23 protein-coding genes and 1 pseudogene are annotated in these 22,007 nt (G+C 59.8%); 10 read left to right on the top strand and 14 right to left on the bottom strand.

What is annotated here, in order from left to right:
• Positions 1 to 73: 73 nt before the first annotated feature.
• The 5 genes from C3F12_08020 to C3F12_08000 all read right to left on the bottom strand — a co-directional run bounded on the left by C3F12_08020 (position 74) and on the right by C3F12_08000 (position 6,132).
• A complete protein-coding gene (locus C3F12_08020) occupies positions 74 to 556 on the bottom strand; it encodes a hypothetical protein (protein ID PWB46003.1) in 483 nt (160 codons plus the stop codon).
• 54 nt (positions 557 to 610) lie between these two features.
• Complete coding sequence (locus C3F12_08015) at positions 611 to 2,086, bottom strand: hypothetical protein (protein ID PWB46002.1); 1,476 nt, start codon at positions 2,084 to 2,086, stop codon at positions 611 to 613.
• A complete protein-coding gene (locus C3F12_08010; protein ID PWB46001.1) occupies positions 2,083 to 2,544 on the bottom strand; it encodes a hypothetical protein in 462 nt (153 codons plus the stop codon). The genes C3F12_08015 and C3F12_08010 overlap by 4 nt, the downstream gene beginning before the upstream one ends.
• A 469-nt stretch (positions 2,545 to 3,013) precedes the next feature.
• A complete protein-coding gene (locus C3F12_08005; GenBank protein ID PWB46000.1) occupies positions 3,014 to 3,682 on the bottom strand; it encodes a DNA-binding response regulator in 669 nt (222 codons plus the stop codon).
• Entirely contained in the window at positions 3,679 to 6,132 is a 2,454-nt protein-coding gene (locus C3F12_08000) for a hypothetical protein (GenBank protein ID PWB45999.1), read from the bottom strand. The genes C3F12_08005 and C3F12_08000 overlap by 4 nt, the downstream gene beginning before the upstream one ends.
• A gap of 253 nt (positions 6,133 to 6,385) precedes the next feature.
• On the opposite strand from C3F12_08000, the pseudogene C3F12_07995 reads away from it, so the two are divergent.
• Positions 6,386 to 6,713: pseudogene (locus C3F12_07995) on the top strand (carboxymuconolactone decarboxylase family protein).
• A gap of 11 nt (positions 6,714 to 6,724) precedes the next feature.
• Here the strand turns inward: C3F12_07995 and C3F12_07990 are convergent.
• From C3F12_07990 to C3F12_07975, 4 genes are all read right to left on the bottom strand, one after another.
• Entirely contained in the window at positions 6,725 to 7,336 is a 612-nt protein-coding gene (locus tag C3F12_07990; protein ID PWB45998.1) for a hypothetical protein, read from the bottom strand.
• Between the two features lie 83 nt (positions 7,337 to 7,419).
• On the bottom strand, positions 7,420 to 7,767 hold the full coding sequence (locus tag C3F12_07985; GenBank protein PWB45997.1) for a hypothetical protein: 348 nt from the start codon (positions 7,765 to 7,767) through the stop codon (positions 7,420 to 7,422).
• A gap of 81 nt (positions 7,768 to 7,848) precedes the next feature.
• Positions 7,849 to 8,250, bottom strand: coding sequence for a VapC toxin family PIN domain ribonuclease (locus tag C3F12_07980; protein ID PWB45996.1), 402 nt, complete (start codon positions 8,248 to 8,250; stop codon positions 7,849 to 7,851).
• Complete coding sequence (locus C3F12_07975) at positions 8,250 to 8,507, bottom strand: hypothetical protein (protein PWB45995.1); 258 nt, start codon at positions 8,505 to 8,507, stop codon at positions 8,250 to 8,252. The genes C3F12_07980 and C3F12_07975 overlap by 1 nt, the downstream gene beginning before the upstream one ends.
• 217 nt (positions 8,508 to 8,724) lie before the next feature.
• Between C3F12_07975 and C3F12_07970 the strand changes: the two genes are divergently transcribed.
• A complete protein-coding gene (locus tag C3F12_07970; GenBank protein PWB45994.1) occupies positions 8,725 to 8,952 on the top strand; it encodes a hypothetical protein in 228 nt (75 codons plus the stop codon).
• Between the two features lie 21 nt (positions 8,953 to 8,973).
• On the top strand, positions 8,974 to 9,231 hold the full coding sequence (locus tag C3F12_07965; protein PWB45993.1) for a hypothetical protein: 258 nt from the start codon (positions 8,974 to 8,976) through the stop codon (positions 9,229 to 9,231).
• Between the two features lie 86 nt (positions 9,232 to 9,317).
• Here C3F12_07965 and C3F12_07960 read toward each other — a convergent pair whose 3' ends face one another.
• From C3F12_07960 to C3F12_07940, 5 genes are all read right to left on the bottom strand, one after another.
• A complete protein-coding gene (locus C3F12_07960) occupies positions 9,318 to 9,533 on the bottom strand; it encodes a hypothetical protein (protein ID PWB45992.1) in 216 nt (71 codons plus the stop codon).
• Between the two features lie 2 nt (positions 9,534 to 9,535).
• The gene (locus C3F12_07955; GenBank protein ID PWB46399.1) at positions 9,536 to 9,733 is read right to left on the bottom strand and encodes a HicB family protein; all 198 of its coding nucleotides are present in this window, start codon (positions 9,731 to 9,733) and stop codon (positions 9,536 to 9,538) included.
• 452 nt (positions 9,734 to 10,185) lie between these two features.
• Positions 10,186 to 10,758: a hypothetical protein gene (locus C3F12_07950; protein ID PWB45991.1), complete on the bottom strand. Its 573-nt coding sequence runs from the start codon at positions 10,756 to 10,758 to the stop codon at positions 10,186 to 10,188.
• Between the two features lie 110 nt (positions 10,759 to 10,868).
• Positions 10,869 to 11,423 (bottom strand): hypothetical protein, encoded by a 555-nt coding sequence (locus tag C3F12_07945; protein PWB45990.1) that lies wholly within the window; start codon positions 11,421 to 11,423, stop codon positions 10,869 to 10,871.
• Positions 11,424 to 11,543: 120 nt separating this feature from the next.
• Positions 11,544 to 12,620, bottom strand: a complete 1,077-nt coding sequence (locus tag C3F12_07940; protein ID PWB45989.1) for a hypothetical protein — start codon at positions 12,618 to 12,620, stop codon at positions 11,544 to 11,546.
• A gap of 376 nt (positions 12,621 to 12,996) precedes the next feature.
• Between C3F12_07940 and C3F12_07935 the strand changes: the two genes are divergently transcribed.
• The 7 genes from C3F12_07935 to C3F12_07905 are packed head-to-tail and all read left to right on the top strand — an operon-like array spanning position 12,997 to position 21,998.
• Positions 12,997 to 15,234 carry a DNA helicase II gene (locus tag C3F12_07935; GenBank protein PWB46398.1) on the top strand — a complete coding sequence of 746 codons (2,238 nt, stop codon included), beginning with the start codon at positions 12,997 to 12,999 and terminating at the stop codon, positions 15,232 to 15,234.
• Positions 15,235 to 16,251: a hypothetical protein gene (locus C3F12_07930; protein ID PWB45988.1), complete on the top strand. Its 1,017-nt coding sequence runs from the start codon at positions 15,235 to 15,237 to the stop codon at positions 16,249 to 16,251.
• A complete protein-coding gene (locus C3F12_07925) occupies positions 16,248 to 16,538 on the top strand; it encodes an Asp-tRNA(Asn)/Glu-tRNA(Gln) amidotransferase subunit GatB (GenBank protein PWB45987.1) in 291 nt (96 codons plus the stop codon). The genes C3F12_07930 and C3F12_07925 overlap by 4 nt, the downstream gene beginning before the upstream one ends.
• Before the next feature lie 4 nt (positions 16,539 to 16,542).
• Positions 16,543 to 18,003 (top strand): Asp-tRNA(Asn)/Glu-tRNA(Gln) amidotransferase GatCAB subunit A, encoded by a 1,461-nt coding sequence (gene gatA / locus C3F12_07920; protein ID PWB45986.1) that lies wholly within the window; start codon positions 16,543 to 16,545, stop codon positions 18,001 to 18,003.
• A gap of 31 nt (positions 18,004 to 18,034) precedes the next feature.
• Positions 18,035 to 18,478: a hypothetical protein gene (locus tag C3F12_07915; GenBank protein ID PWB45985.1), complete on the top strand. Its 444-nt coding sequence runs from the start codon at positions 18,035 to 18,037 to the stop codon at positions 18,476 to 18,478.
• A gap of 14 nt (positions 18,479 to 18,492) precedes the next feature.
• The gene (locus C3F12_07910; GenBank protein ID PWB45984.1) at positions 18,493 to 19,986 is read left to right on the top strand and encodes an Asp-tRNA(Asn)/Glu-tRNA(Gln) amidotransferase GatCAB subunit B; all 1,494 of its coding nucleotides are present in this window, start codon (positions 18,493 to 18,495) and stop codon (positions 19,984 to 19,986) included.
• Positions 19,983 to 21,998, top strand: a complete 2,016-nt coding sequence (locus C3F12_07905; GenBank protein ID PWB45983.1) for a hypothetical protein — start codon at positions 19,983 to 19,985, stop codon at positions 21,996 to 21,998. The genes C3F12_07910 and C3F12_07905 overlap by 4 nt, the downstream gene beginning before the upstream one ends.
• Positions 21,999 to 22,007 lie beyond the last annotated feature (9 nt).

Genomic DNA, 22,007 nt, shown 5'->3' with positions numbered 1-22,007 from the left:
TGAGTCCAACGTTTCTTTGCTTATTCCGTTCGCCCTGAGCTTGTCGAAGGGCGATCGACCGTGGTCCCCGGAATCACCGATGACAGGTATTACAGTCATTGGTGACATGCCGCTCCTTGTGGCATGACATACACCAGTCCATGCTGATCGCTTGCGCAGGTCTGCGCGGAGCCGTCTCGCTCGCCTCTATCGGGCCATGGCATGTCTTGCACTCGAGTCTTCCCTTGACGACGTGCAGTCTGTGAGAGAATAAGGAGTGGTCGGGAATCCGGTATAGTCTGACCCAGTGGATCTCCTCCTGCTTTTCCGCGTAGCCGGCCAGCCTCTCTTCTTCCTTCACGTCTTCAGCCTGCTTCGATTGGGTTCCCTCGTGACAGTCCATGCAGTGCTCCAGCCGCGGCATCCCGGCCGCCGCCTGTTTCTCGTAATGGGTATGACAGGCCTTGCACTTCGCATCCTTCAGATGGGCCTTGTGACTGAAGCGCATAGGCTGTTCCGCATCGCCCGATCGTGAGGCGTAGAGGGCGATACCGGCCACCAGAAAAATGGCAGCCACGACGCCCAGCCCAACTCGTTTACTGAAAAAATTCCTCACTCCCGCAACCGTGACTCAGTCCGATGCTGCAGGGAGCGCAGCAAAGCGTCCCTGGACATCAACGCGTGCGCGGCATAGGGGGCAGACTGCCGGAACTGAAGCGGTGGACACACGGTGACCGGCGCGTCCAAATCCCGGAGCGCCGGCGGATACCCTGCCGCTCAGCGCGCGCTGGTCGGCCTCGGGCCAGGTTTCGCAGGAGATATCACGACCAAAGATTGCATTCAGCGCTAGGGTGAGCGTGAGGGACGCCTTATTTCGGAAGCTGACCAATCGCTGCAAGTAAGCCATCCGGTAGAACCACCACCCCAACCGACCATGGAACTTGAGGCCCAGCAGATTGACCAGGGCCATCCCGCACCCGAGCCCCACGATGTTGCCGGTAAAGTCAAACCGAAAGGGCTCTCGGATCCGCCCCTGCAGCATATTCAGGATATTGCCCGCGGCCCGGATCCCTTGGCGAATCGCGACCGGCGCCAAGGCCGGATACGGGCGCCCCTGGCGTCGGTCCACGACCGAGGCACCATCCCCGATGACGTACACCTCCGGGCACGCCGGGATCGTGAGGAACTCATCGACCACAATGCCTCCCTGTGGGCTCCTCGGTACGGGCAGCTTGGCCAAGACGGGATTGGCCGTGACGCCGGCCGCCCAGATGAGGGTCCGCGTGGGGATGAGCTCGTGATCATTCAGCTCTACATGTTCCATGCTCGCGCCGGTCACCCGTGTGTGCAGCCGGACCTCAATCCCCCGCTTCATCAGCGTCTTCTGACCGGTCTCGGCCAGCTCGCCGGCGAAATCAGGAAGGATCCGATCGCCCTTGGAAACCAACAGGATCCTGATCTCCGACGGGTCCACGGGATAGTACTTGAGCAGGACCGTCCGGATCAGGTGGCGCAGTTCAGCGGCCACCTCAACCCCGCAGGGGCCGGCTCCGGCGACCACGAAGGTGAGAAGCTGACGCCGGCGGATCGGATCAGACTCGACGACAGCGTGTTCAAAACACCGGATGGCATGGTTCCGGATGGCTAGGGCATCGTCGATCGAGTTCAACGTCAGCGCGTGCGCGGCAATGTGCGAGTTGCCGAAGAAAGAGGGTACGCCCCCGAGGGATACAATCAGATAATCGTAAGTAAGGGTGGTGGTCTCCGTTCGGATCGTCTGCTCGGCCAGGTTAAAATCCTGCACCGTCCCTTGAACGAAACAAAACCGGCCTTTCTGGGCCAGGAATCGCAAGGGATACGTCACATGCACCCGACCGAGGGTGCCGGCCGCCACCTCCGGCAGGAACGGGGTGAAGGTGAAATAGTTGCGCCGGTCCACCAGCGTGACCTGGGCCACGTCGGAGCCGGCCAGCTCTCGCTGCAGCGTCATGGCCGCATACAGACCACCGAACCCTCCTCCGAGCACCACGATCTGCGCAGGTATTCGTGTCATGCGAGCTCTCCTTTCATCCGTCGATGCGTCATGCGCGACATGTCGTTGCCTCATCCGAGTTGCGCGAGGATGTGGGGATAGAACACCAGCATCGTCCCCAGCGCCGTGGCGATGACCAGCAGGAGGAAGCCCACCAACTGCGTGGTAAGGCACCACGTCAAAATCTTTGGGTCCTCTTGCAGATACTGAGGCTTCTTCCGGCTTTGCCAAAGGAAGGCGCTATAGGTGATCACAATGAGCAGAGCCAAGACAACCTTGACGTACAGCCACTTCCCCAGAGGGGAGTGGAACGCGATCCAATACCCCGCCAGCACATCCCGAAATCCCGTTGCTATGGACAAGAGGACGAACACCACTCCGGCGGCGGTATTGAAGCGCGTGAGGCTGTAGATCCGGTTCTCGAAAACCGACGTGGCCAGCCCTCTCAGCAGCCAATACCCCATCGTCATAAAAGCCATAAACAGCAGGGCGATGGGCAGGTGTACGGATAGAGGGTGCAGGACTCCGTTCATCGCGCGTGTCCTTTCATGCTGCTTCGTGCACACGTTGCGAGGGACATTGGTCGTATACGATCGCGTGTCTTGCCTCGCTTTGACCGTGTCCGTGTAGGACTATCACCGACACCGTTGTCGGTCGTGGTCTTACAGTGCAAACGCCAGGCCAAACGATCTTGTGCCTTTGTGATGGCCTGCCCTGCTCTCGACAACGCGCGAATTGTAAAGCAGAACCGGCTTGCGAAGCCGTCAACAGCAACAACACCCTCACGCCGTCACACTCGGTTGTTGTCGTATGGCAATTTTTCACAGTCAGGCCCCTTTATGTGAAAATATGTTCACACAACGACGCCGCGCACAACCATCACAGATCGTTTCATGCCCAGAGTATGTGAGGGAAGACGAAGGGGAACAAGTGCGGGATGGGGAACAGCAATAAGATTAGCGACCCTAGTACGACTAGGGCCAAATGGCCCTAGAGGGGAAATCAGGGCAACTTCATATGGTGGCGGGCGAAGAACGCCGCCGCCTCCGCGCGGCGGGAGAGGTTGAGTTTCTCGAAGACGTGGGAGAGATAGTTCTTGACCGTCTTGTCGCTCAGTCCGAGTGCGCGTGCGACCTCCCGATTGGTCATGCCTTCAGAGACGAGGGCCAGCACCTTTTGCTCCTGGGCCGAAAGCTGAGAGATCTCACTGATACCTCGACCGGTCGCGAGCCTTTTGATCTTCTCCAGAACCTTGTGCGTCACCGCCGGATCAAGCAGCGATTGTCCGGTTGCGACGGTCTCGATGGCCTGCACGAGTTCCGGTTCCGAGACCTGCTTCAACAGGTAGCCGGCGGCTCCCGCCATGATCGAGTTGAAGACGGCGTCCTCATCGGCATGGGAGGTCAGCATAATGATGTGCGCTTTTGGATCGGCACTCCGGATCTCCCTGCAGGCCTCAACCCCGCTGCTGTCGGGTAAGCGCACGTCCATGATGATGACGTTCGGCTGCAGCCGCGCCGCCTGAGCCACCGCCTCGGCCGCCGTTCCCGCTTCACCCACCACCTCAATGGTCGGTTCGCGGCTCAGCAACGATCGCAGTCCGACCCTGACGACCGGGTGATCGTCCACAATGAGCACGCCGATCTTCTTCCCTATCGTGTCTCGTTTCATCTCAGCCGCTCCCCCCGCTTCAGCGGGAATTCCATGGTGACCCTGGTCCCACGGCCCTCGGCTCCTTCCACCCGTAGGACACCGCCTAACCTTTTCGCCCGCTCCTCCATCGTGCGAAGGCCGTGCCCGGAACCCGAGCACCGAGTCGGATCACATCCCCGACCGTCGTCCTCAACCCTCAGGCGAAGCTGTCCGTCGGACCTCGCGAGGGTCAGCAGAACCTTTGAGGCGCCCGCGTGTTTGACGACATTGGTCAAGGCCTCACGGCAGATCTGAAAGAGGTGGCCGGTTTGCTCGGGCGTCAGTACCGCGTCGATGTCCGGCTCCACGTCTAACTGCACATCGATCAATCCGTTCAGCGACAGGCCGTGCGCCAAGTCGGCGAGGGAGCGACTGAGGCCGGATGACTGCAGCCACTCCGACTGCAGGCCGATGATGTAGTTGCGGACATCACGGATCACCATGTCCAGATTGCGGATCGAGATCTCCACAATCGGCTTGATCCGCTGCGGATCCTCCTCAGCGAGGCGAACACACTCCTTGAGACTGAGGCCTGTGGCGTAAATCGATTGGATGATCCCGTCATGAAGATCTCCCGCGATCCGCTCCTGTTCCTCCAGCCTGGCCAATGCTCGAACTTCTCTCTGGAGCCGTGCGTTTTCGATCGCGACCGCCGCCAGATTGGCCAGCCCGCTTAAGAATTCCATCTCATCCGGATCCAGAGCACGCGCGGTTCGATACCCAACGCACAGATCGCTCATGATCCGATTCCCGCTTCGCATCGGTACCGCAATATGGGTGGGTAGAAGGATCTCATGCGCAACGACCGGGCAGTCGGCCTCGGGGTCCACGACCTTCGGACAGGTCGCCATATCAAGGACCGTTCCTGGTTTTTGGCGCACAACCTCCGGTGCGCCGCTCGTCGCCCCCACCCTATACCCGACCCCGGGTTCGTCGAGACACAGAACAACCACATCCGCCTTCAACGTCTCGCGGGTCTTATCCACGACAAGCTGTAGGACCTGGGGAAGCGAAGGCAGGCCCATGATCTCGGTTTGGATTTGAAGCAGCGCCTGGGTCTCCTGCGCCTTTCGCTCGGCACTTGCCCTCGCCTCGCGAAGCTGTATCGTGCGCTGCTTCAGGTCGACGGCCATTCGATTGAATTGACGACTCAGATCCTCTAACTCGTCATTGGTCTCGATCTGAATGGGTCGATCGAAATCTTCCTGCGCGATGGCTTTGGCCCCGCGGATCAACGCGATAATCGGGCGTGTGAAATGTCTGGCAGCGGCCACACCCATTCCGACAGCCGCAAGCAACACCACCCCGCCCAGCACCAGGACCAGCACCTGAAGGGAGCGGGTGGAGGACAGAAACTCTGCTTTGGAATAGCTGTGGAGGACGACCCAAAACTCCCCTTGACGGTCGCGGTTGGGGAAGATGGGAGCAAAGGCCACGATCCTCCCCTTGAGGCCCGACTGAACAACGATCCCGGTCGTTCCCGAGAGGATCGTTGTCGCCGCTGTCGGCGGAAAATCCTTCGAGAGCCACTCCGCTGAAGCTGGGCCGCCCACATTCCGACTGGGTCGGAGCCGTTCGGAGTAAGAGGCTAACCACGCTGGAAATGGAGGCGCACCCGACCTTGCCGCATTGTTGCCGGACTCGATCCATGTCGAACGTGAGAGGTAGAGACCGTCGGACCGGACAACCGAGACGTCCCCCCTCTGCTCTCGAAGGGCCAGAATCGGATCGAGGATCTGAGAGGCGTACAGATTGGCGATGACGATGCCGCGCCGCTGTTCCCGGGCATCTCTTAATGAGACCGCGTAGCGGACCACGGGCTTGTGGGGAACCTCCACGACACCCCGTTCGATGTTGAGGTCCATGGGGGAAATATACATGGTGCCCGGTGGGGTGGCCATGGCCTCTTGGAAGTAGTATCGATTTCCTTTGTCCTGGAGGCGGCCCGGTGGGACGAGGTAGTGATGCTGCCCATCGAACTCAGCCCGGACCATCTCTTTCCCTAATTCATTGATGTACCTGATCTGATAGAAGCTTTTATGGGATTGAGAGACGGAGAGGAATTCCTGACCAAGACTGGACAGAAGAAGGGATCGCTCCTGCCTGATCTCAGGTGGGAGATTGATGAGAGCCTGGAGGGTGGGGAGTTGACTCATGAACACGACATCCCCTTCCACTCCCTTGAGAAATCGCGCGACCTCCTCGGCCTTCGAGGCAACCCCACTCTTCAAACGATCCTGGGTGGCGGCATTCAGGAGGCGGAAGGAATGTACCGCCCCGTACCCGCCCACCACGGCGACCGGAACCACCCCGAACAGACAGAAGGCAATGATCAACTTGGCCCGAATAGAAAGCCGGCCGAAGATCTTGTTGATGTTGAAGATCTGAAAGATCAGTGGCCTGTATTTTCGTGGCGGATCGGCAGCCATGTGGCAACTCCGTTCCAACGACCGGCATAGCCTCGGCCTGTCGGCGCGTGTCTAAAATTATTATAGTACATTTTTCATAACAAGTAGTCTGCTCGACTGGTCAGCCCCCTACCCCGGAACCAATCATATCGCTTGAACGCATAGCGAATGGGAAGATATCATGCGGGTACGTTCGGAGAGGCTATGCGTGTCGAAGACGATAGGTGTCCTACAGACGAGACGGCTCATAGCAAGCCGCACAAGGAGAACAACGATGCCGAGGTCGAAGTTGCCGATCCCCTTTCAGCAGTTCACTCAACGATTCCCGGAGGTCCATGCAGCGTACGAACGCCTCGGGTCCACTGGAGGCAAAGATGCGGGAGCTGATCCAACTCGGGATGGCGATCGGGATCCGGTCAGAAGGGGCGGTTCATTCTCATGTCAGGAAGGCGCTTGAGGCGGGTGCTTCGCCTGAGGAGATCAGGCATGCGGTCCTGCTGGGAATGCCGACCATCGGATTGCCTACAACGGTTGCCGCCTTCACGTGGATCGGCGACATCCTCGACTCCGGAGCCACATCCCGCGCCAAGAAGAGGGGCTGACGGTCTAAGCATCAGTAGATATCGAATCCGCCGCGAACTTCCGACTCGGCCAGTTGATTGCCATATACCTTCAGAACAAGCCCATAGTGGCCAGGCGGGAATTGACCGACGGTACGAATCGGATCGTTGTCTGCAGGGCCGACAATCCTGACCGTTGGGTCATCCGCACCCCACGTAGCCTCAATGATACCGCCCGCGACCGCATCACCACCCGCATTATACGTCGTCCACTGAGCCAGAAATTTAATGGGGCGGCCCGGCGCCGCACCAGACGTGAGTCGCGCGTCCCAGTACAGCCACTGGCGTGTTCCGCTCGGAAAACTGCCGGCGTATGAACGTTGCTTGTGAGGGGGAATCTCGGACAGAATTCTGCGAGGCGCCAGAGCGGTCCGGTCGAATGGCTTCACCTCCGGATACCACGCAAATACCTGTATCTCAGATTCGCCGATCCGAGAGATCGAGCAGAACATATTCATCCGGTGCTCATAGCACAGGTGATCCCTGACCGCCGGTACGGTCGCAAGTGCTGCCCCTGCTGCAATAAGGGAAACGACCGCTGCAACGCAGGCCACCGTCAATCGGTACCGGCGCTTCTGTGCGGGGTGAAGAAATTCGGTGTTCATTCAGGCTTTCCTGTACAGCCGCTGAAATGTCTCATGCCTTTTGCTCGTTCAGCCTTCCTCATGGACTCTCCGGGTAAGTCGCCCTAGAGCTGGACCCCAAGTTTTTGCAATACAAGCACCATCAGGAAGTAGCCGGCTACCGTCACGCCAATGGAGACGGAAAGGCTGACAAAGAAGTTGATGCCGCCTCGCAGCAGAATCGGGAAGCTGAAAAACAGCAGCAACGAGGGGATAACCAGCCAGAAGATGTTGCGCGCGAGCCCCGCCACTTTATCAACATCTCGCGTATCCAGGTACAGCCAGACCATGGCCAACACCGACACCAGCGGGAGTGAGGCCAAGACCGCCGCGACCAGGGAGCTTCGCTTGGCCACCTCGGAGATGGCGACGATCAGCGCGCAGGTCACAATCAGTTTTGTCAGATAGTACACCGCTCGGCCTCACATCACGCTCACTCTAATCGAATCTGACTGCACCGTCCTCGCGTGCCTCCACTTCAGCTTCGCATAGTATCAGTAGACCTCAAAATACTCCACGAGGATTTGGTCGACCTTCTGATAATGCGCATCCACAGTCAAAAGGCGACACCCGTGCTGCATGGCGCTGGCCGCGATCCAGATATCGTTGGTAGGTATCGGCGTGCCCGCCTTCCAGAGCGCATTGAGGATCACCGCGTACCTCTCGGCGGTTTCCTCATTGACATCCACGATGCTCACCCGTGGTGATGTCACGAACTGATCCAGCTCCATTTGGTTCTTTTTTCTGTGCCGTCCTCGCATAAAACCGGCGAGCAGTTCGCCTATAATAACGGGATTGAGATAGATTTCGTCGGCCTGCTGGAGTGCATGCGTGAGGTCCTGATGACCTCGCATAAACGCCGAGTAGGCCGATGTATCGACTATCACCCGCATCATCACCACAGATCCGGATCAATGGTACGCTGCTTAGCTAGGGCCTTGTTAAAGGCGGCTGCCTCTTCGCGCGACCATGATCCGGCTAGCGCATCCAGATCGTGGTGCAGGACCATTTCGTGCTTCTTGCCTCGGACACCCACGCTTTTTTCCAGAAGACTGATGACCACTTTGTTGATGCTCGCATGTTGCTCATCGGCCTTCCGGCGGATGATCCGGGTAAGCTCAGGCGGAAGGTTTCGTAATGTGATTGCCTTCATTGGCGCCTCCTACAATGTTGCAGATAGTGCATCGTTGTGATGCAATTCTAGCGGCATCTACCCGGTAGCGTCAAGGTGCTTGGTGACGCTTTTCTCGAAGGGTGCCTATTCCGGCTCAGCCTCCTATTTTTGTCACTTACGACGCCTTCGCTTCGCTCGATCATGCAGGCGTGCTATAATAGCGACGCTCGAGACACCAGCAGCCAGAAGATCAGCGATGCCAGTGGCTAACCATGCGGATCGGTACATTCGCGAAGCTTTGAAATACGCGGAAGAGCAAGGATGGACGATCAGAAAGTCCGGTCCGCGTGCCCATGCGTGGGGTGTTATCTTCTGCTCCTTGGGACATCGAGCGTGCTGGATGGCGATTTATTCTACCCCGAGGAACCCCGAAAAGCACGCGCGAGACATTCGACGCACGGTGGACCGGTGCGCTGGTGTATAAGCGTAACAGGAGACCTTAAGGATGACCGCGTATCAATTCTCCGTGATTATCAGAACGTCGGCCCTAACACCTGATGACATCCTCGATGCCACCGATGCGCTGGGCAACGCAGGGTGCACTGATGCGTCGATCCGTGGACATGCCGACGGCATCGAATTGCTGTTTGAGCGCACGGCGGAATCATTGCAGGCCGCTATCGCTTCGGCGATCTGCGATGTCGAACGCGCCGGATATCGGGTCTCAAAAATCGAAATGGACCGCGAAGCCATCTCGGTGTAGCGGGTAGCAAGCGTTATCGGGATAAAAGCGCCTCTCTGGCCCCTCTCCTGTTACACCGCCTTATTTGCAACGACGACTCTCTTATTTCACCGTAGTAGCTCTTTGAACTGATCGATCGTCAGGCCGGCGTCCACCACGAGCCCGCCCATGGTGTAGGCGTTTACCGGATTATGACGCGGGATGGTGAGGATGCGGATCCCATCGGACATCATGATGTGCTTGCCTCCACGAATGATCCGAAATCCTGCCTTCTCAAAGGCGCGCACCGCATGAAGGTGACTGATACCCGGCAGCTTCGGCACGGTTAAACGATCACCTCGACCTCGCGGGTCTCCTGGTCCTTCATCACCGCGTCACGGGCCTCCAAATACTCCCGAATGGCCTCGCGGATATTGGCAAGGGCCTCCTCCTCTGTTTTCCCCTGCGACCAGCACCCTGGTAAGCCAGGGCATGAAACGCTGAACCCCTCTTCAGATTCCCGAAGAACGACTTTGTACTTCATATACTCCCTCACTTTTCTGCGCATTGACTGTGGTCGCACTTCCTCTCAGATAGCATACCATACGGCCGCGAGACGTATGGCGATTTAGTCAATTCTCTAAGAGCGCCGCAGACAGGCTTCTGACTTATTTCTGACGACCTGCTTCTAGTTCTCTCGTATTCGCTAACGCCCAACCCCCCAACCTCTCCCCTCTCGACGCCGCCCTGCCGCCTCGGGCTGCTCGCGTATTGGCTTGAGACGATGCCGATCCAGCGCCGCGGTCGTCTCGATCCTTATTGCTTTGAAAGTCTCTCGTGTCATTGCGAGGCGAAGCCGAAGCAATCTCACAGTCCTTCAGGACAACCACGGTGAGATTGCCGCGCTCCCGCTGGTCGCTCGCAATGACGGAGGCAAAGGGACGTGTTTATGGCCATGGGTGCGCCACCCACGTATGGGTTATTGATTAGACGGTTCTATTTCCATCCGGGGTCAATGTTAGGCGACAGCAGCACCTCGTCAAGGGGGGCAAAGAAGTCGGCAGCCCTTTTGAGTGATGGACTAAGGCCGTCGGAGACAAACCACAGAACTACGCGCCGACCTTCGCCCTTAACAGCTTCGACCAAGGGCACGTAGTCTTCGTCGCCTGCTACGAGCACTGCAATCTCGTAATTCTTTCGAGCAGCATGCGTGAGCATGTCCGTAGCCAGCGAAATGTCTACTCGCTTGGACCCCTTGTTCTTTGTCTTCTTGAAGACGTTCGGAGCTTGGATGCCAGCGGCCTTTAGCATGTCAATGGTTTCTGTAATCTTGGCGGCGTCACCCCCTACTGAGGTGTAATAGTGGCGGCGTATAACGCCATTCCAGTAACATATATTATTGAGACCTGTGGACCATACATACACGCCAGGCTCGTAGATCACATGTGTTGGAGCGCTTTCAGACTTGGAGCGCAGGAGATTGCCGTACCGGACGGCAAGGTTCTCACCATCCACAAAGACCATCGAGGGTACCGCCTCCTTGTTTACCCTGGGGAAAAATCGTGCCATGAGTTAAGCCTCAAATCCTGACGGCGACTGTCCCGCGCACATGATAACCTGCGCGGCTCAGGAGCGAGAAGCTGCCGTCGCGTTCATTCAGGTTCGACAGTCCTGCATCTTCAGAGTTTGGCCCTTGCCTCGGTAATGAACCCTTGAAGGTCTTCCAGATCTCGCATCTCGATGAAGGCCTGCGTACGACCGATCGTCCCGCTTGTTATTGCCGCCGAAATCTTCCCACTTGTCTGGTTGTAAACCGTAATGCGGAGATCTCCTTTCGTTCTGTACTCTGCCTCGAAGTTTACATGCATCGTGGCGTCTCTGCTTATCTTTGCAATGTATTCGATACCCTTCAGCAGCGACTCGATCTCGTCCGCATCTACAAACGACGTATTTTCACGCTCCAGACGGCCGGTTTCTTTCACCGCTATCGAGATGCCGGTGGCGCGTGAGTTCGGGTTCCCAGCGTCGCGAAACTCTCTGGCGTCTACCGTGATGGTGGCACCAATACCACGGATCATTCCAACGGGTGTGTACCCACGGATCAACACCACACCGGTTCGCGCCTGGAACGCTTCGAGTTTTGTGGCCGGTCTCCTCGGCTGTTCGCTTTGTTCCTGAGCTGCAGCAACCGAGCATGTCAACAGGAACCAGAATGTAACGAGGAACAATCTCATGATTCGCCTCCCATGGGGAATGCGTTTACTGCAGCCGACACTAGCCCTCACTGCCACGCGTCTTTTTGCGCGTTAAGCCCATGGCCTTTGTTGGACCGTACCTTTCCCTTTAGTGAGCGTTCATTCCTCTTGTACAGGTGAGATGTCCCATAGCGGAGGATCCGGGTACCACAAGGACTTGGAAGGAACCTCGGATCCAAAGAGGCATACACGGTTCGGACGCGCGGGAAAGCGCCCGAAGGAGCAAACACCGGGAATCTCTACAGCCGCGGCTGAATCCAGCGTCTTCCGAGCCGCCTCGGCTCCGAACCAGCCAGTTAAATGCCGGAGCAGATACATGCAAAACCGGCCAATCGACACGCGAGCGCCAGTCGGATGCTGGCCGTACGCAGCAAACCCCGGAGCGTTGTAGGATCCGTGCTCGCACTCAACCATCACATGTGTTTGTTCCAAAGAGGGTCCGTCGGCAACGCATATTGCATCAACCATATTTATCCATCGCAAGTCCTCCCCGGAATGCTCTAACGCATTCTTGGCATCCTCGCCGAACCGCTCACGATAGAATTCCGTAAGCTCCGAAAATATGCTGCTAGTGGTACCCCCGCTGCCAAAATCACTGGTGAAAGCAAAGACTCCACGAAACGGAACATCGGGCACCTGTTGCACGAGGCCAGCACGAGAACTCTGCGAGGTGTATCGCCAATTCACCCACCATGGCGGGCTCAAGAGTGCGAGGGCGTCGCGTAGTTCCGCAGCGTTCAAGATCGATTTCACCTCGATGATCGCAGCGACGGATTCGACAGAAAGGATCGCGAGTTCGCCTTCTTCCAACAGCGCGGAGCATCTTTGCGCGTCCCAGACTACGATATCCAGTTGGCGGGTGGGCTGTTCGCTCCACCGATAGATAAACCCCGTCGAAACTCGGAACCGATCGGGTAGAACACGGCGAAGAAGTCTGCGAAGTAACGCTTCCCGGTAACTGCCCTTCGTAAGCTGATGGCGGTTGCCGATGAGATAGTGAATCCGGTCGGTCGCCGACAACAGTTCCTCCGACCAGGAATGGAGGAGGCGCAGCCAGCCGTCGTTAGGTGTTTCACTCATGAACTTGTCACTACCGAACGATTGAGTAGATTGGTCACCCTTGTGCCTTATTCGTAATAGTCTCTGACGGTTGCGGCGATTCTCCGGCGTTTCCATTGGCTTGTCAAGATTTTCAATGACATGCTATTGGCTGGTGAACGCTGCAGGGCCAGGCAAGCCGCTTCGCGCGCTTGACGTCCTGGCTCAGGCTGGTCTCTTCTTCCCTGGAACGCAATGCGATACATGACCACCTACGTCAAGGGCAGCGTATCATTCCGGGTTTGGCCCCGGATCGAGTCCGGGACAGGCTCTGGAATCCAGTGCGTTTCTGGATTCCCGCTTGCGCGGGAATGACGCCCAGTATTGTGAATTGCGACGCGATGATAGGCGAGGCTGCACGCGCGAAATTCGCTTGTCGCATGGGGCGGGTTCGCCTATGATGAGGACTGGATTACTGGCGTATATCGACCAGCCGAATGAGGGATATGTTGACGTGAACTCCCACGCGATCATCACCGATCTGAACCCGCGACAGGCGGAGGCGGTCCTGCATACCAAAGGACCGCTCCTGGTGCTGGCGGGGGCCGGTTCGGGGAAGACCCGGGTGATCACCCGGCGGATCGCCTATCTGATCGGCCACTGCGGGGTCCCGCCCTGGAACATCCTGGCGGTGACCTTTACGAACAAGGCCGCCGGCGAGATGAAGCGGCGGGTGGCGGATCTGTTGGGACACACCGATATGAGCCCTGCCCTGAGCAGTCCAGCCGCATCCTTCGACAGGCTCAGGACGAGCGGATGGGGCATCGATGGGGTCTGGGTCGGGACGTTTCATTCTACCTGCGTCCGGATTTTGCGGAAGCATGGCGCGGCGCTGGGCATCAAGGGTTCTTTTGTTATCTATGACGACGGCGATCAGTTGAGCCTCATGCGGGACTGTCTGCGAGCGCAGAATCTATCCGAGCGCTCTCTGAACCCTCGCGCCATCCTCTCCCGCATCAGCCGCGCGAAGAATGAACTCCTCTCCGCCGAGGAGTATGCCGTGCAGGCGAACGACCGAATGGAGGAGCGAACCGCCAAACTGTACCTTATGTATCAGGAGCGGCTGGATGGCCTTCAGGCGCTCGACTTCGACGATCTGCTGATGGCGACGGTACGCCTCTTCGAGCGCCATCCCGAGGTGTTGGCGGCCTATCAGGACCTGTGGCGCTACATCCTGGTGGACGAGTATCAGGATACCAACCACGCCCAATACCGCCTGATCCATCTGCTGGCGAGCCGATATGGCAATCTCTGCGTCGTGGGCGACGACGACCAGTCGATCTATCGGTGGCGCGGCGCAGATCTCAACAACATTCTAGACTTCGAACGGGACCATCCGGGTTGTACGGTGATCCGGATGGAGCAGAACTATCGATCGACCCAGCAGATCCTCCAAGGGGCGGGCGGCGTCGTCGCGCACAACTACGGTCGAAAGGGAAAGATCCTCTGGACCGAGAACGAGGTCGGCGAACCGATCGTCCTGTATCGGGCGCTCGACGAAACCGATGAGGCCCTGTTCGCTGCGCGCACCATCCAAAGCCGGGTCGCCGATGACGGATCAGGTTACGACGACTATGCCATCTTCTATCGAACCAACGCACAGTCCCGGGTCCTGGAGGAGGCGTTGCGGCAGGCCCTGATCCCGTACGTCATCGTGGGCGGGCTTCGCTTCTATGAACGGAAAGAGATCAAGGATCTGTTGGCCTACCTGCGTTGGGTTGTCAATCCGGCCGACAGCGTCAGCTTCAAACGACTGGTGAATGCGCCGGCCCGCGGGATCGGACCGGCGACGATCGCGAAGCTGGAACTGCTGGCGATGCAAGGGAAGACCACGATCTGGGAGGCGTGCGGACGCGCAGTACGGGAGAAGCTGCTCAACACCAAGCAGCAGGCGGCTATGGAGGGATTGCTGCGCCTGATTGGAGAGGTTCGGACACAATCGGCCGTCGTCCCGATTCCGGATCTGATCACGGAACTGATTACTCGGTCCGGGTACGCCGAGGAGTTGGCGCAGGAGCGGACGCCGGAGGCCGAGAACCGTCTGGAAAACCTGAAGGAGATGGTGACCGCTGCCCAGGAGTTTGCCGAGCGCAATGCAGACGGCGGGCTGGCGGCGTTCCTTGACTCGGTCGCCCTGATCAGCGACCTCGATGAGTACGCTGATGGCCGGGGCGCGGTGACGCTCATGACGCTTCATACGGCCAAGGGCCTGGAGTTTGACACGGTCCTGATAGTCGGACTGGAGGAGGGGATCTTCCCGCACGCCCTTGCTATGCCCGATGAGCGGGAACTGGAGGAGGAGCGGCGGCTCTGTTATGTCGGCATGACCAGGGCCAGGCGACGGCTGTATCTCGCGTCGGCGCGACAGCGCCGTCTGTACGGCAACCGGAGCTTTAACCTCCCGTCACGATTCCTGGATGAAATCCCGCCGGACGTCCTGCAGGTCCGCGATCCCTGGGAATCCCGATCGGCGGGTCCCCCACCCTCTATCGTTTCCCGTGTCCGACGTGACGACGACGAGCCGTTCGTCGATCGCCTCTACCCCGGCGCCCGTATCCGACATCCCGACTTCGGCGTCGGGGTGATCCGGGAGCGAACCGGCAGCGGCGACGATCTGAAGGTCGTCGTGAGGTTCAACGGCGCCGGTGATAAGAAGCTGATGGTCAAGTATGCTCAACTGGAGCAGGCGTAGGTGATCGTGGCCATGGTCGGCGCACATTCAGTGGGGGCCGGCAGCCATCCTGCCGGTTACCGATTGACGGACTCGGCGACGCTTGATGCCGGGATCAGGGCGCTGGTCATCTCCAGCGTGGGCCTGCTGGCGACCTGTATCGTGCAGATCGCGGTGGTGTGGGTCGGCCAAAGCGCGGCGCTCCTGGCCGATGCCCTTCACAATCTGGTCGATGTCTTTACCTCGATTCCGCTCTGGATCGCCTTCGCCCTCTCCCGCCGTCTGGCGACGCGACGGTTTACCTACGGCTACGCCCGCGCCGAGGACGTCGCCGGCGTGACCATCATTCTTTTTATCGCCGCCAGCGCGATCCTGGCGGGCTATGCCGCGCTACACAAGTGGTCCATCGGGACGCCGACGACCCACCTGGGGCTTGGAATGGCGGCGGCGCTGGTCGGCGCGGTCGGCAATGAGCTGGTGGCCATATACAAGATCCGGGTCGGAAGGACGATCGGCAGCGCCGCGTTGATCGCCGATGGTCAGCACTCCCGCGCCGACGCATTGACCTCGGTCGGGGCGTTCGTCGGTATCCTCGGGGTCTTTTGGGGGGCTCCATGGGCCGACCCGCTCATGGGTCTTCTGATCGGCGCAGCCATCCTGTATATCGCCTGGGAGGCCGGCCGTGACGTGTTCGCACGGATCATGGATGCCATCGAGCCGGAGACGGTCAGCCGGATCGAGCGGATCGCCGGCGGCGTCGGCGGCGTACACCGGGTTGATGAGGTGCGGGCCCGATGGATCGGACATCATGTGATGATCGAGCTCTCGATCGAGGTCGACCCTCGCTTGACCGTCGCCGAAGGACACCAGATCGCTGAAACCGTACGGCACGAACTGTTCCATCACATTCCTCGGCTGGCCGATGCCGTCGTACACGTCAACCCGGCGTGGGAAGGGACCGATCCCTATCACGCCTTGACAGCCGATCACCAATTGGAATCTCAGAGGCTTCCTGTTTCGGAGAGGGATACGCCATGAAGATTACGCCTGAAGAGGTTGAGCACGTCGCCCGCCTGGCCCGCCTGGAGCTGACCGTCGAAGAGAAGGAGCGGATGCGGGCCCAACTCGACTCCATCTTAAGCTATATCGACACACTGAATGAGCTCGATACGTCGGCCGTCGAGCCGACCTCTCATGTCCTGCCGATGACCAACGTCTTTCGTGAGGATAAGGTCACGCCGTCGCTGGTCCAGGAGGCGGTCCTGGCCAATGCGCCGGATCGCCACGACCTCTTCTTCCGCGTCCCGAGAATCCTGGAGGAATAACACGGTGGACCTCACCCGACTCACCATCCATGAGATGCAAGAGCTGCTGACACGGCGCGAGGTCAGCGCCGTCGAACTCGTCCGCTCGGCGCTGGATCGGATCGAGCGCGTCGATGAACAGGTCAAGGCGTACATCACCCTGACGGCGGAGGCGGCTCTGGCGCAGGCGGAGACGGTCGATCGGCTGCGCGCCGCCGGTACGCCGCTGCCGCCGTTGGCCGGTATCCCGCTGGCGATTAAGGATGTCATCTGTACGCAAGGGGTGCGGACCACCTGCGCCTCGCGGATCCTGGAACCATATGTGCCGCCCTACGACGCGACGGTGATCCGTCGGCTCAAGGCGCAAGAAACGGTCCTGCTGGGCAAAACCAATATGGACGAGTTCGCCATGGGCTCTTCGACGGAGAACTCAGCCTTCTTTCGAACGCGCAATCCCTGGGCGCTCGACTATGTCCCGGGCGGCTCTTCGGGTGGTTCTGCCGCCGCCGTGGCGGCCGACCTCTGCGCCGCCTCGCTCGGCAGCGACACAGGGGGATCGATCAGGCAACCCGCCAGTTTCTGCGGCATTGCAGGCCTCAAGCCGACCTATGGCCGCGTCTCCCGCTACGGGCTGGTCGCCTTCGCCTCATCCCTCGATCAGATCGGACCGTTTACCAAAGATATTCGCGATGCCGCCATGATGCTGCAGGCGATCGCCGGGCATGATCCGCACGATTCGACCTCGGCGGAGCTGCCGGTTCCCGATTACTGTGCCGCGCTGACCGGGGACGTTCGCGGGGTGCGCATCGGGATTCCCAATGAGTACTTCGTCGAGGGGATGGACCCGGAGGTCGAGGCGGCCGTCTGGACGGCCATCCGGACGCTGGAGGAGTTGGGCGGACGTCAGGAACAGGTGGCGCTTCCCAGCACCCCGTACGCCATCGCGACCTACTATCTGGTGGCAACCGCCGAGGCCAGCAGCAACCTGGCCCGCTACGACGGCGTCAAGTACGGCTATCGGACCTCAAGGCCGGCCGACCTGCTGGAGATGTACCAGCGCAGCCGTCGGGAGGGGTTCGGACCCGAGGTCAAGCGTCGGATCATGCTTGGGACCTATGCGCTGTCGGCCGGGTATTACGATGCCTACTATCTCAAGGCGCAAAAGGTCCGAACGCTGATCCGTCGCGACTTCGAGCGGGCATTCGAGGCGTGCGAGGTGATTGTGACCCCGACCTCGCCGACGCCGCCATTTAAATTCGGCGAGAAGATGGACGATCCGCTTCAGATGTACCTTTCGGACATCTTTACGATCTCCGTCAACCTGGCAGGTCTGCCGGGCATCTCGATCCCGTGCGGGTTCACCAAGGCGGGACTGCCGATCGGATTACAACTGATCGGCAAACCGTTCGATGAGGCGACGATCCTGAGGGTGGCGCATGCCTATGAGCAGGCGACCAACTGGCGCCGGCACACGCCCCCGTTGTGAGATGACGCACATACCGGAGGAGACCGGTCGAATGCTCTACTTCGCCTACGGTTCGAACATGGAGCGGTTCCAGCTTAAGCGGCTCTGTCCGAAGGCAAAGTTTGTCGCCGCGGTGGTGCTGGCAGACTACGAGCTCGCCTTCTCCGGCAACTCCCCGATGTGGGGCGGCGGGATTGCGGATATCCGCGAGCGGCTCGGCAAAACGGTCGAAGGGGTCGTGTGGGAGATCAGCGAGGCAGAGCGAAAGGTCCTGGATGAGTACGAAGGCTACCCTGCCCTTTACCTCCACAAAGAGGTTCAGGTACGGAACCGTGCCGGTAAGGTCATCACAGCGTTTGCCTACATCATGGCGAATCCGGGCCGAGAGATGGCGCCGTCGAAACGGTATAAGCAGTTGCTGATCAGCGGCGCCGAAGAGCACGGACTATCGGATGAGTATATTGAGTTTCTCGAATCCATCCGACCACTCACGTAATAAGGAATCGACCCATGAGCCCCAATCCCCAATCCCCAATCCCCAATCCCCAATTTGAGGCGGTCATCGGGCTGGAGGTGCATGCCCAGCTCTTGACCAGATCCAAGGTCTTCTGCGGCTGCAGCACCACCTTCGGCGCCTCGCCCAACAGCCAGACCTGTCCCGTCTGTCTGGGGATGCCCGGGTCGTTACCGGTCCTGAACAGACGGGCCATCGAGTTCGCCATCCGGACCGCGCTGGCCCTGGGATGTGATATTACCCCGACGTGCCGTTTCCACCGGAAGAACTACTTCTATCCCGACATGCCGAAGAACTATCAGATCTCGCAGTACGAGCTTCCGCTCGCCTGGCGCGGATCCATCGAATTTCCCGTCGATGGGATAACCCGGCGTGTCCGCATCCATCGCCTTCACCTCGAGGAGGACGTCGGCAAGCTGCTGCACGCCGGCACACTCCAGGAGGCGGACTACAGCCTGGTGGACTTTAACCGCAGCGGCGTCCCATTAATGGAGATCGTCAGCGAGCCCGATATCCGCACCCCCGAGGAGGCTGCGGAGTACCTCCGGCAGCTTCGGGCGATCCTGGTCTATCTGGGCGTCTGCGACGGCAACATGGAGGAAGGAAGCCTGCGTTGTGACGCCAATGTGTCGTTGCGCCACGCCGGAACCGAAGGACTCGGGGTCAAGGCCGAGGTCAAGAACATGAACTCCTTCAAGAGCGTACAGAAGGCCCTGGCCTATGAGATCCGGCGGCAGGCACAGGTCCTGACGGAAGGGGGAAAGGTCGTCCAGGAGACGCGGTTGTGGGACGCCGATCAGGAGTTGACCCTGTCGATGCGCAGCAAAGAGTACGCGCATGACTACCGCTATTTCCCCGAACCCGACCTGGTCCCGTTGACCGCCTTGCCGGAGTGGATTGACGAGATCCGCACCACGCTCCGGGAGCTGCCGCAACAACGACGCGCCCGGTTTGTTCAAGAGTACGGGATCCCAGACTATGATGCCACTGTGCTTACGGCTTCCAGGCCGCTGGCCGATTATTACGAGGCGGTCGCCATGCCCTCCGGGGAGCCGAAACTCGCCAGCAACTGGGTGATGGTCGAGCTCCTGGGCCATCTGAACAAAGATGGCCGGGACATTATCGACAGCCCGATTCCGCCCGCGGAACTCACTGCACTGCTGACGCTGTTGCAGCGTGGAACCATCAGCGGCAAGATCGCGAAAACGGTCTTTGAGCAGATGTATCAGACCGGAAAATCGGCCGAGCTGATCGTCAGGGAGCAGGGACTGACCCAGATCTCCGACCAGGACGAACTGCGCCGGATTGTCGAGGAGGTGCTTGCCGCGCACCCTGGGCCGGTCGCCGACTACCGAAAAGGGAAGGTGCAAAGCCTCACCTTCCTGGTCGGCATGGTCATGAAGGTCAGCCGCGGAAAAGCCAACCCGCGGGCGGTCAATGAGTTGCTGATCGCGCGGCTCAAGGGTGAAGAACCCGGAGGAGCGGGGTGACGAGACGCGGGCAGCGCCGGCTCCTTTGCTTGTTGCTGATCTTGGGTGGGATCGTCGCCATCCTTCTCGCCGGGCCGCTTTTGCTGGATCAGGAGCGCTATCGGGGCATCCTGATCGGCCGGGTCAGTCAACTACTGAACCGCAAGGTGACCGCAAGCAGCCTGCGCCTACACCTTTTGCCGTCGCCGGAGGTGACCATCCGGGACGTCGTCATCGCCGATCGTGCCCCCTGGTCCGAACCGTTCGTGGACGCCGAGCAACTTCATGTCGCGCTCGAACTGTTCCCGCTGCTCAAGGGCGACATTCAGGTCGGCAACATCCGGATCGACCGACCACGCATCAGACTGGCCAGGGGACCGGATGGATGGAATCTTGAGGACTTGATCTGGCCCTCTGCGCGAGCCGCATCGGCCGAACCCCACCGGGCTGACGGTGCGCGCGCGGCCAAGGGACAGCCTCCTGTTCTGCCGGCCTTGGCGGCAGGGACCCTGGCCATCCGCCATGGCACCCTTGTGCTTGATCACCCGCTGTACCCGCGTGGACCGGCCACCCTCGAACTGAAGGACATCGACCTCGATATCCCGGCCCCCCTTACCTCTGCCCCGTTTCGCGTCCGCGCCAGCGGACAGTTGCCGGGCAAGAGTTCCGGTTCGTTTGATATCGTTGGAAGCGTACAACGCGCTGACGGCGACCGGATGCCGACTGAGGTAGAGTTTCATGCGCGGGGCGTCGAGGTCGCACACCTGGCATCATTCATCGGTGTGCCACGAGCCTCCGCCGGCGCGGCGTTCACCGGCACCATCGATCTCACGGGAAAAGCGGTTGGCGAATGGCCGCGTCTCGACCTGGAGACGTACGTCGATCTGCAACGCCTCGGTGTCACACTCGCCAAGGATACCGGCAAAATCCCAAAAGAGAAGGCCTCGCTACAGGCTAAGGGGCGATGGGATGGCAGCGTGCTCGACCTTTCCGATATGAATCTGCTCTGGAAGGGACACACCATCACAGGGCGCTTACACCTCGCAACCCAGCAGTCCCCTCGTCTCCAGGTCTGGCTCCATGCCCCAGATTTGGCCGTCGAACCCCTTATGGCACTGGTTACAGCGACGAGCGACACGACCGATCCGGCTGATCCCCTACACCCTACACCCTACACCCCACACCCCACTGCCTCTACGCTCCCACCCTCGCCCTCCCCCCTCCGAGGGGGAGCAGGCGGTGGGCGGGATAACGGCCTTCAGATCGAGGTACACTTGCGCTCCGATACACTGCGTTGGGGGAAGCTGGTCCTGACCGCCGCCGAAAGCGACCTGGACTATTGTTGCCGGCTCCTTACGATCCGTCGACTCCGCGGCGGCCTGTACGGCGGAACCCTGTCAGGCGGCGGCGCCATCGATTGGCGCGGGTCGACCCCCCGCACCACGGTCGCAACGCATCTCGACGGGGTCCAGACCGAACCGTTGCTCAACGCCATTCAGGAGCCGCGATGGACGCTGCACGGCGTGATGACGCTGGACTCCAAGATAGAGATCGCCGGGCAACTCGGATCCGGGGCACTTGCCAGGACGTCGGGTCAAACCGATGTCGCCGTCACGAACGGCCGCGTGACCGGCTACACGCCCCTGGAGCGGCTTTCCAAAACTGCGGATCCTATCCTGAAGGGGTTAGGTCTCCCGCCCTTTGCCCTGAACGAGTTTGATCGACTCAGCGCCCACTTCACCCTCGACAGCGGGATCCTGCGAACCAGGGATCTGACGCTGCTTCGAAACGGGGGAAGGCTCTATGCCTCCGGAAGTTTTAATCTGCTCAGCCAGACCATGGACTTCGACGTAACCGCCAAGGCGGCGAAAACGACGATTGAAGCCAAGGTGGCGGGACCGTCGTCCGATCCAAAGGTGACCCCGCAGGCCGGCAGTATCGAGGGGCGGATCACAACAGAGGTCGGCAAACTTCTGGAGAAGGGCGGGAGCAAGGAACTGGGGAAGATGCTGCAACAACTCTTCAGCCGCTGAGGAGACCAC

It is taken from the genome of Candidatus Methylomirabilota bacterium (assembly GCA_003104975.1).
Taxonomy (GTDB): Bacteria; Methylomirabilota; Methylomirabilia; order Methylomirabilales; family Methylomirabilaceae; genus Methylomirabilis.
Note: the sequence above shows the minus strand (reverse complement) of the source record. Positions and strands in the feature narration are given on the sequence as shown.

What these genes read in the sequence shown, in the direction of transcription:
- C3F12_08015 (PWB46002.1), bottom strand. Translation starts at nt 2,086, where the DNA reads ATGAGGCAACGACATGTCGCGCATGACGCATCGACGGATGAAAGGAGA.
- C3F12_08010 (PWB46001.1), bottom strand. Translation starts at nt 2,544, where the DNA reads ATGAACGGAGTCCTGCACCCTCTATCCGTACACCTGCCCATCGCCCTG.
- C3F12_08005 (PWB46000.1), bottom strand. Translation starts at nt 3,682, where the DNA reads ATGAAACGAGACACGATAGGGAAGAAGATCGGCGTGCTCATTGTGGAC.
- C3F12_08000 (PWB45999.1), bottom strand. Translation starts at nt 6,132, where the DNA reads ATGGCTGCCGATCCGCCACGAAAATACAGGCCACTGATCTTTCAGATC.
- C3F12_07990 (PWB45998.1), bottom strand. Translation starts at nt 7,336, where the DNA reads ATGAACACCGAATTTCTTCACCCCGCACAGAAGCGCCGGTACCGATTG.
- C3F12_07980 (PWB45996.1), bottom strand. Translation starts at nt 8,250, where the DNA reads ATGATGCGGGTGATAGTCGATACATCGGCCTACTCGGCGTTTATGCGA.
- C3F12_07975 (PWB45995.1), bottom strand. Translation starts at nt 8,507, where the DNA reads ATGAAGGCAATCACATTACGAAACCTTCCGCCTGAGCTTACCCGGATC.
- C3F12_07970 (PWB45994.1), top strand. Translation starts at nt 8,725, where the DNA reads ATGCCAGTGGCTAACCATGCGGATCGGTACATTCGCGAAGCTTTGAAA.
- C3F12_07965 (PWB45993.1), top strand. Translation starts at nt 8,974, where the DNA reads ATGACCGCGTATCAATTCTCCGTGATTATCAGAACGTCGGCCCTAACA.
- C3F12_07955 (PWB46399.1), bottom strand. Translation starts at nt 9,733, where the DNA reads ATGAAGTACAAAGTCGTTCTTCGGGAATCTGAAGAGGGGTTCAGCGTT.
- C3F12_07950 (PWB45991.1), bottom strand. Translation starts at nt 10,758, where the DNA reads ATGGCACGATTTTTCCCCAGGGTAAACAAGGAGGCGGTACCCTCGATG.
- C3F12_07945 (PWB45990.1), bottom strand. Translation starts at nt 11,423, where the DNA reads ATGAGATTGTTCCTCGTTACATTCTGGTTCCTGTTGACATGCTCGGTT.
- C3F12_07940 (PWB45989.1), bottom strand. Translation starts at nt 12,620, where the DNA reads ATGGAAACGCCGGAGAATCGCCGCAACCGTCAGAGACTATTACGAATA.
- C3F12_07925 (PWB45987.1), top strand. Translation starts at nt 16,248, where the DNA reads ATGAAGATTACGCCTGAAGAGGTTGAGCACGTCGCCCGCCTGGCCCGC.
- C3F12_07915 (PWB45985.1), top strand. Translation starts at nt 18,035, where the DNA reads ATGCTCTACTTCGCCTACGGTTCGAACATGGAGCGGTTCCAGCTTAAG.
- C3F12_07910 (PWB45984.1), top strand. Translation starts at nt 18,493, where the DNA reads ATGAGCCCCAATCCCCAATCCCCAATCCCCAATCCCCAATTTGAGGCG.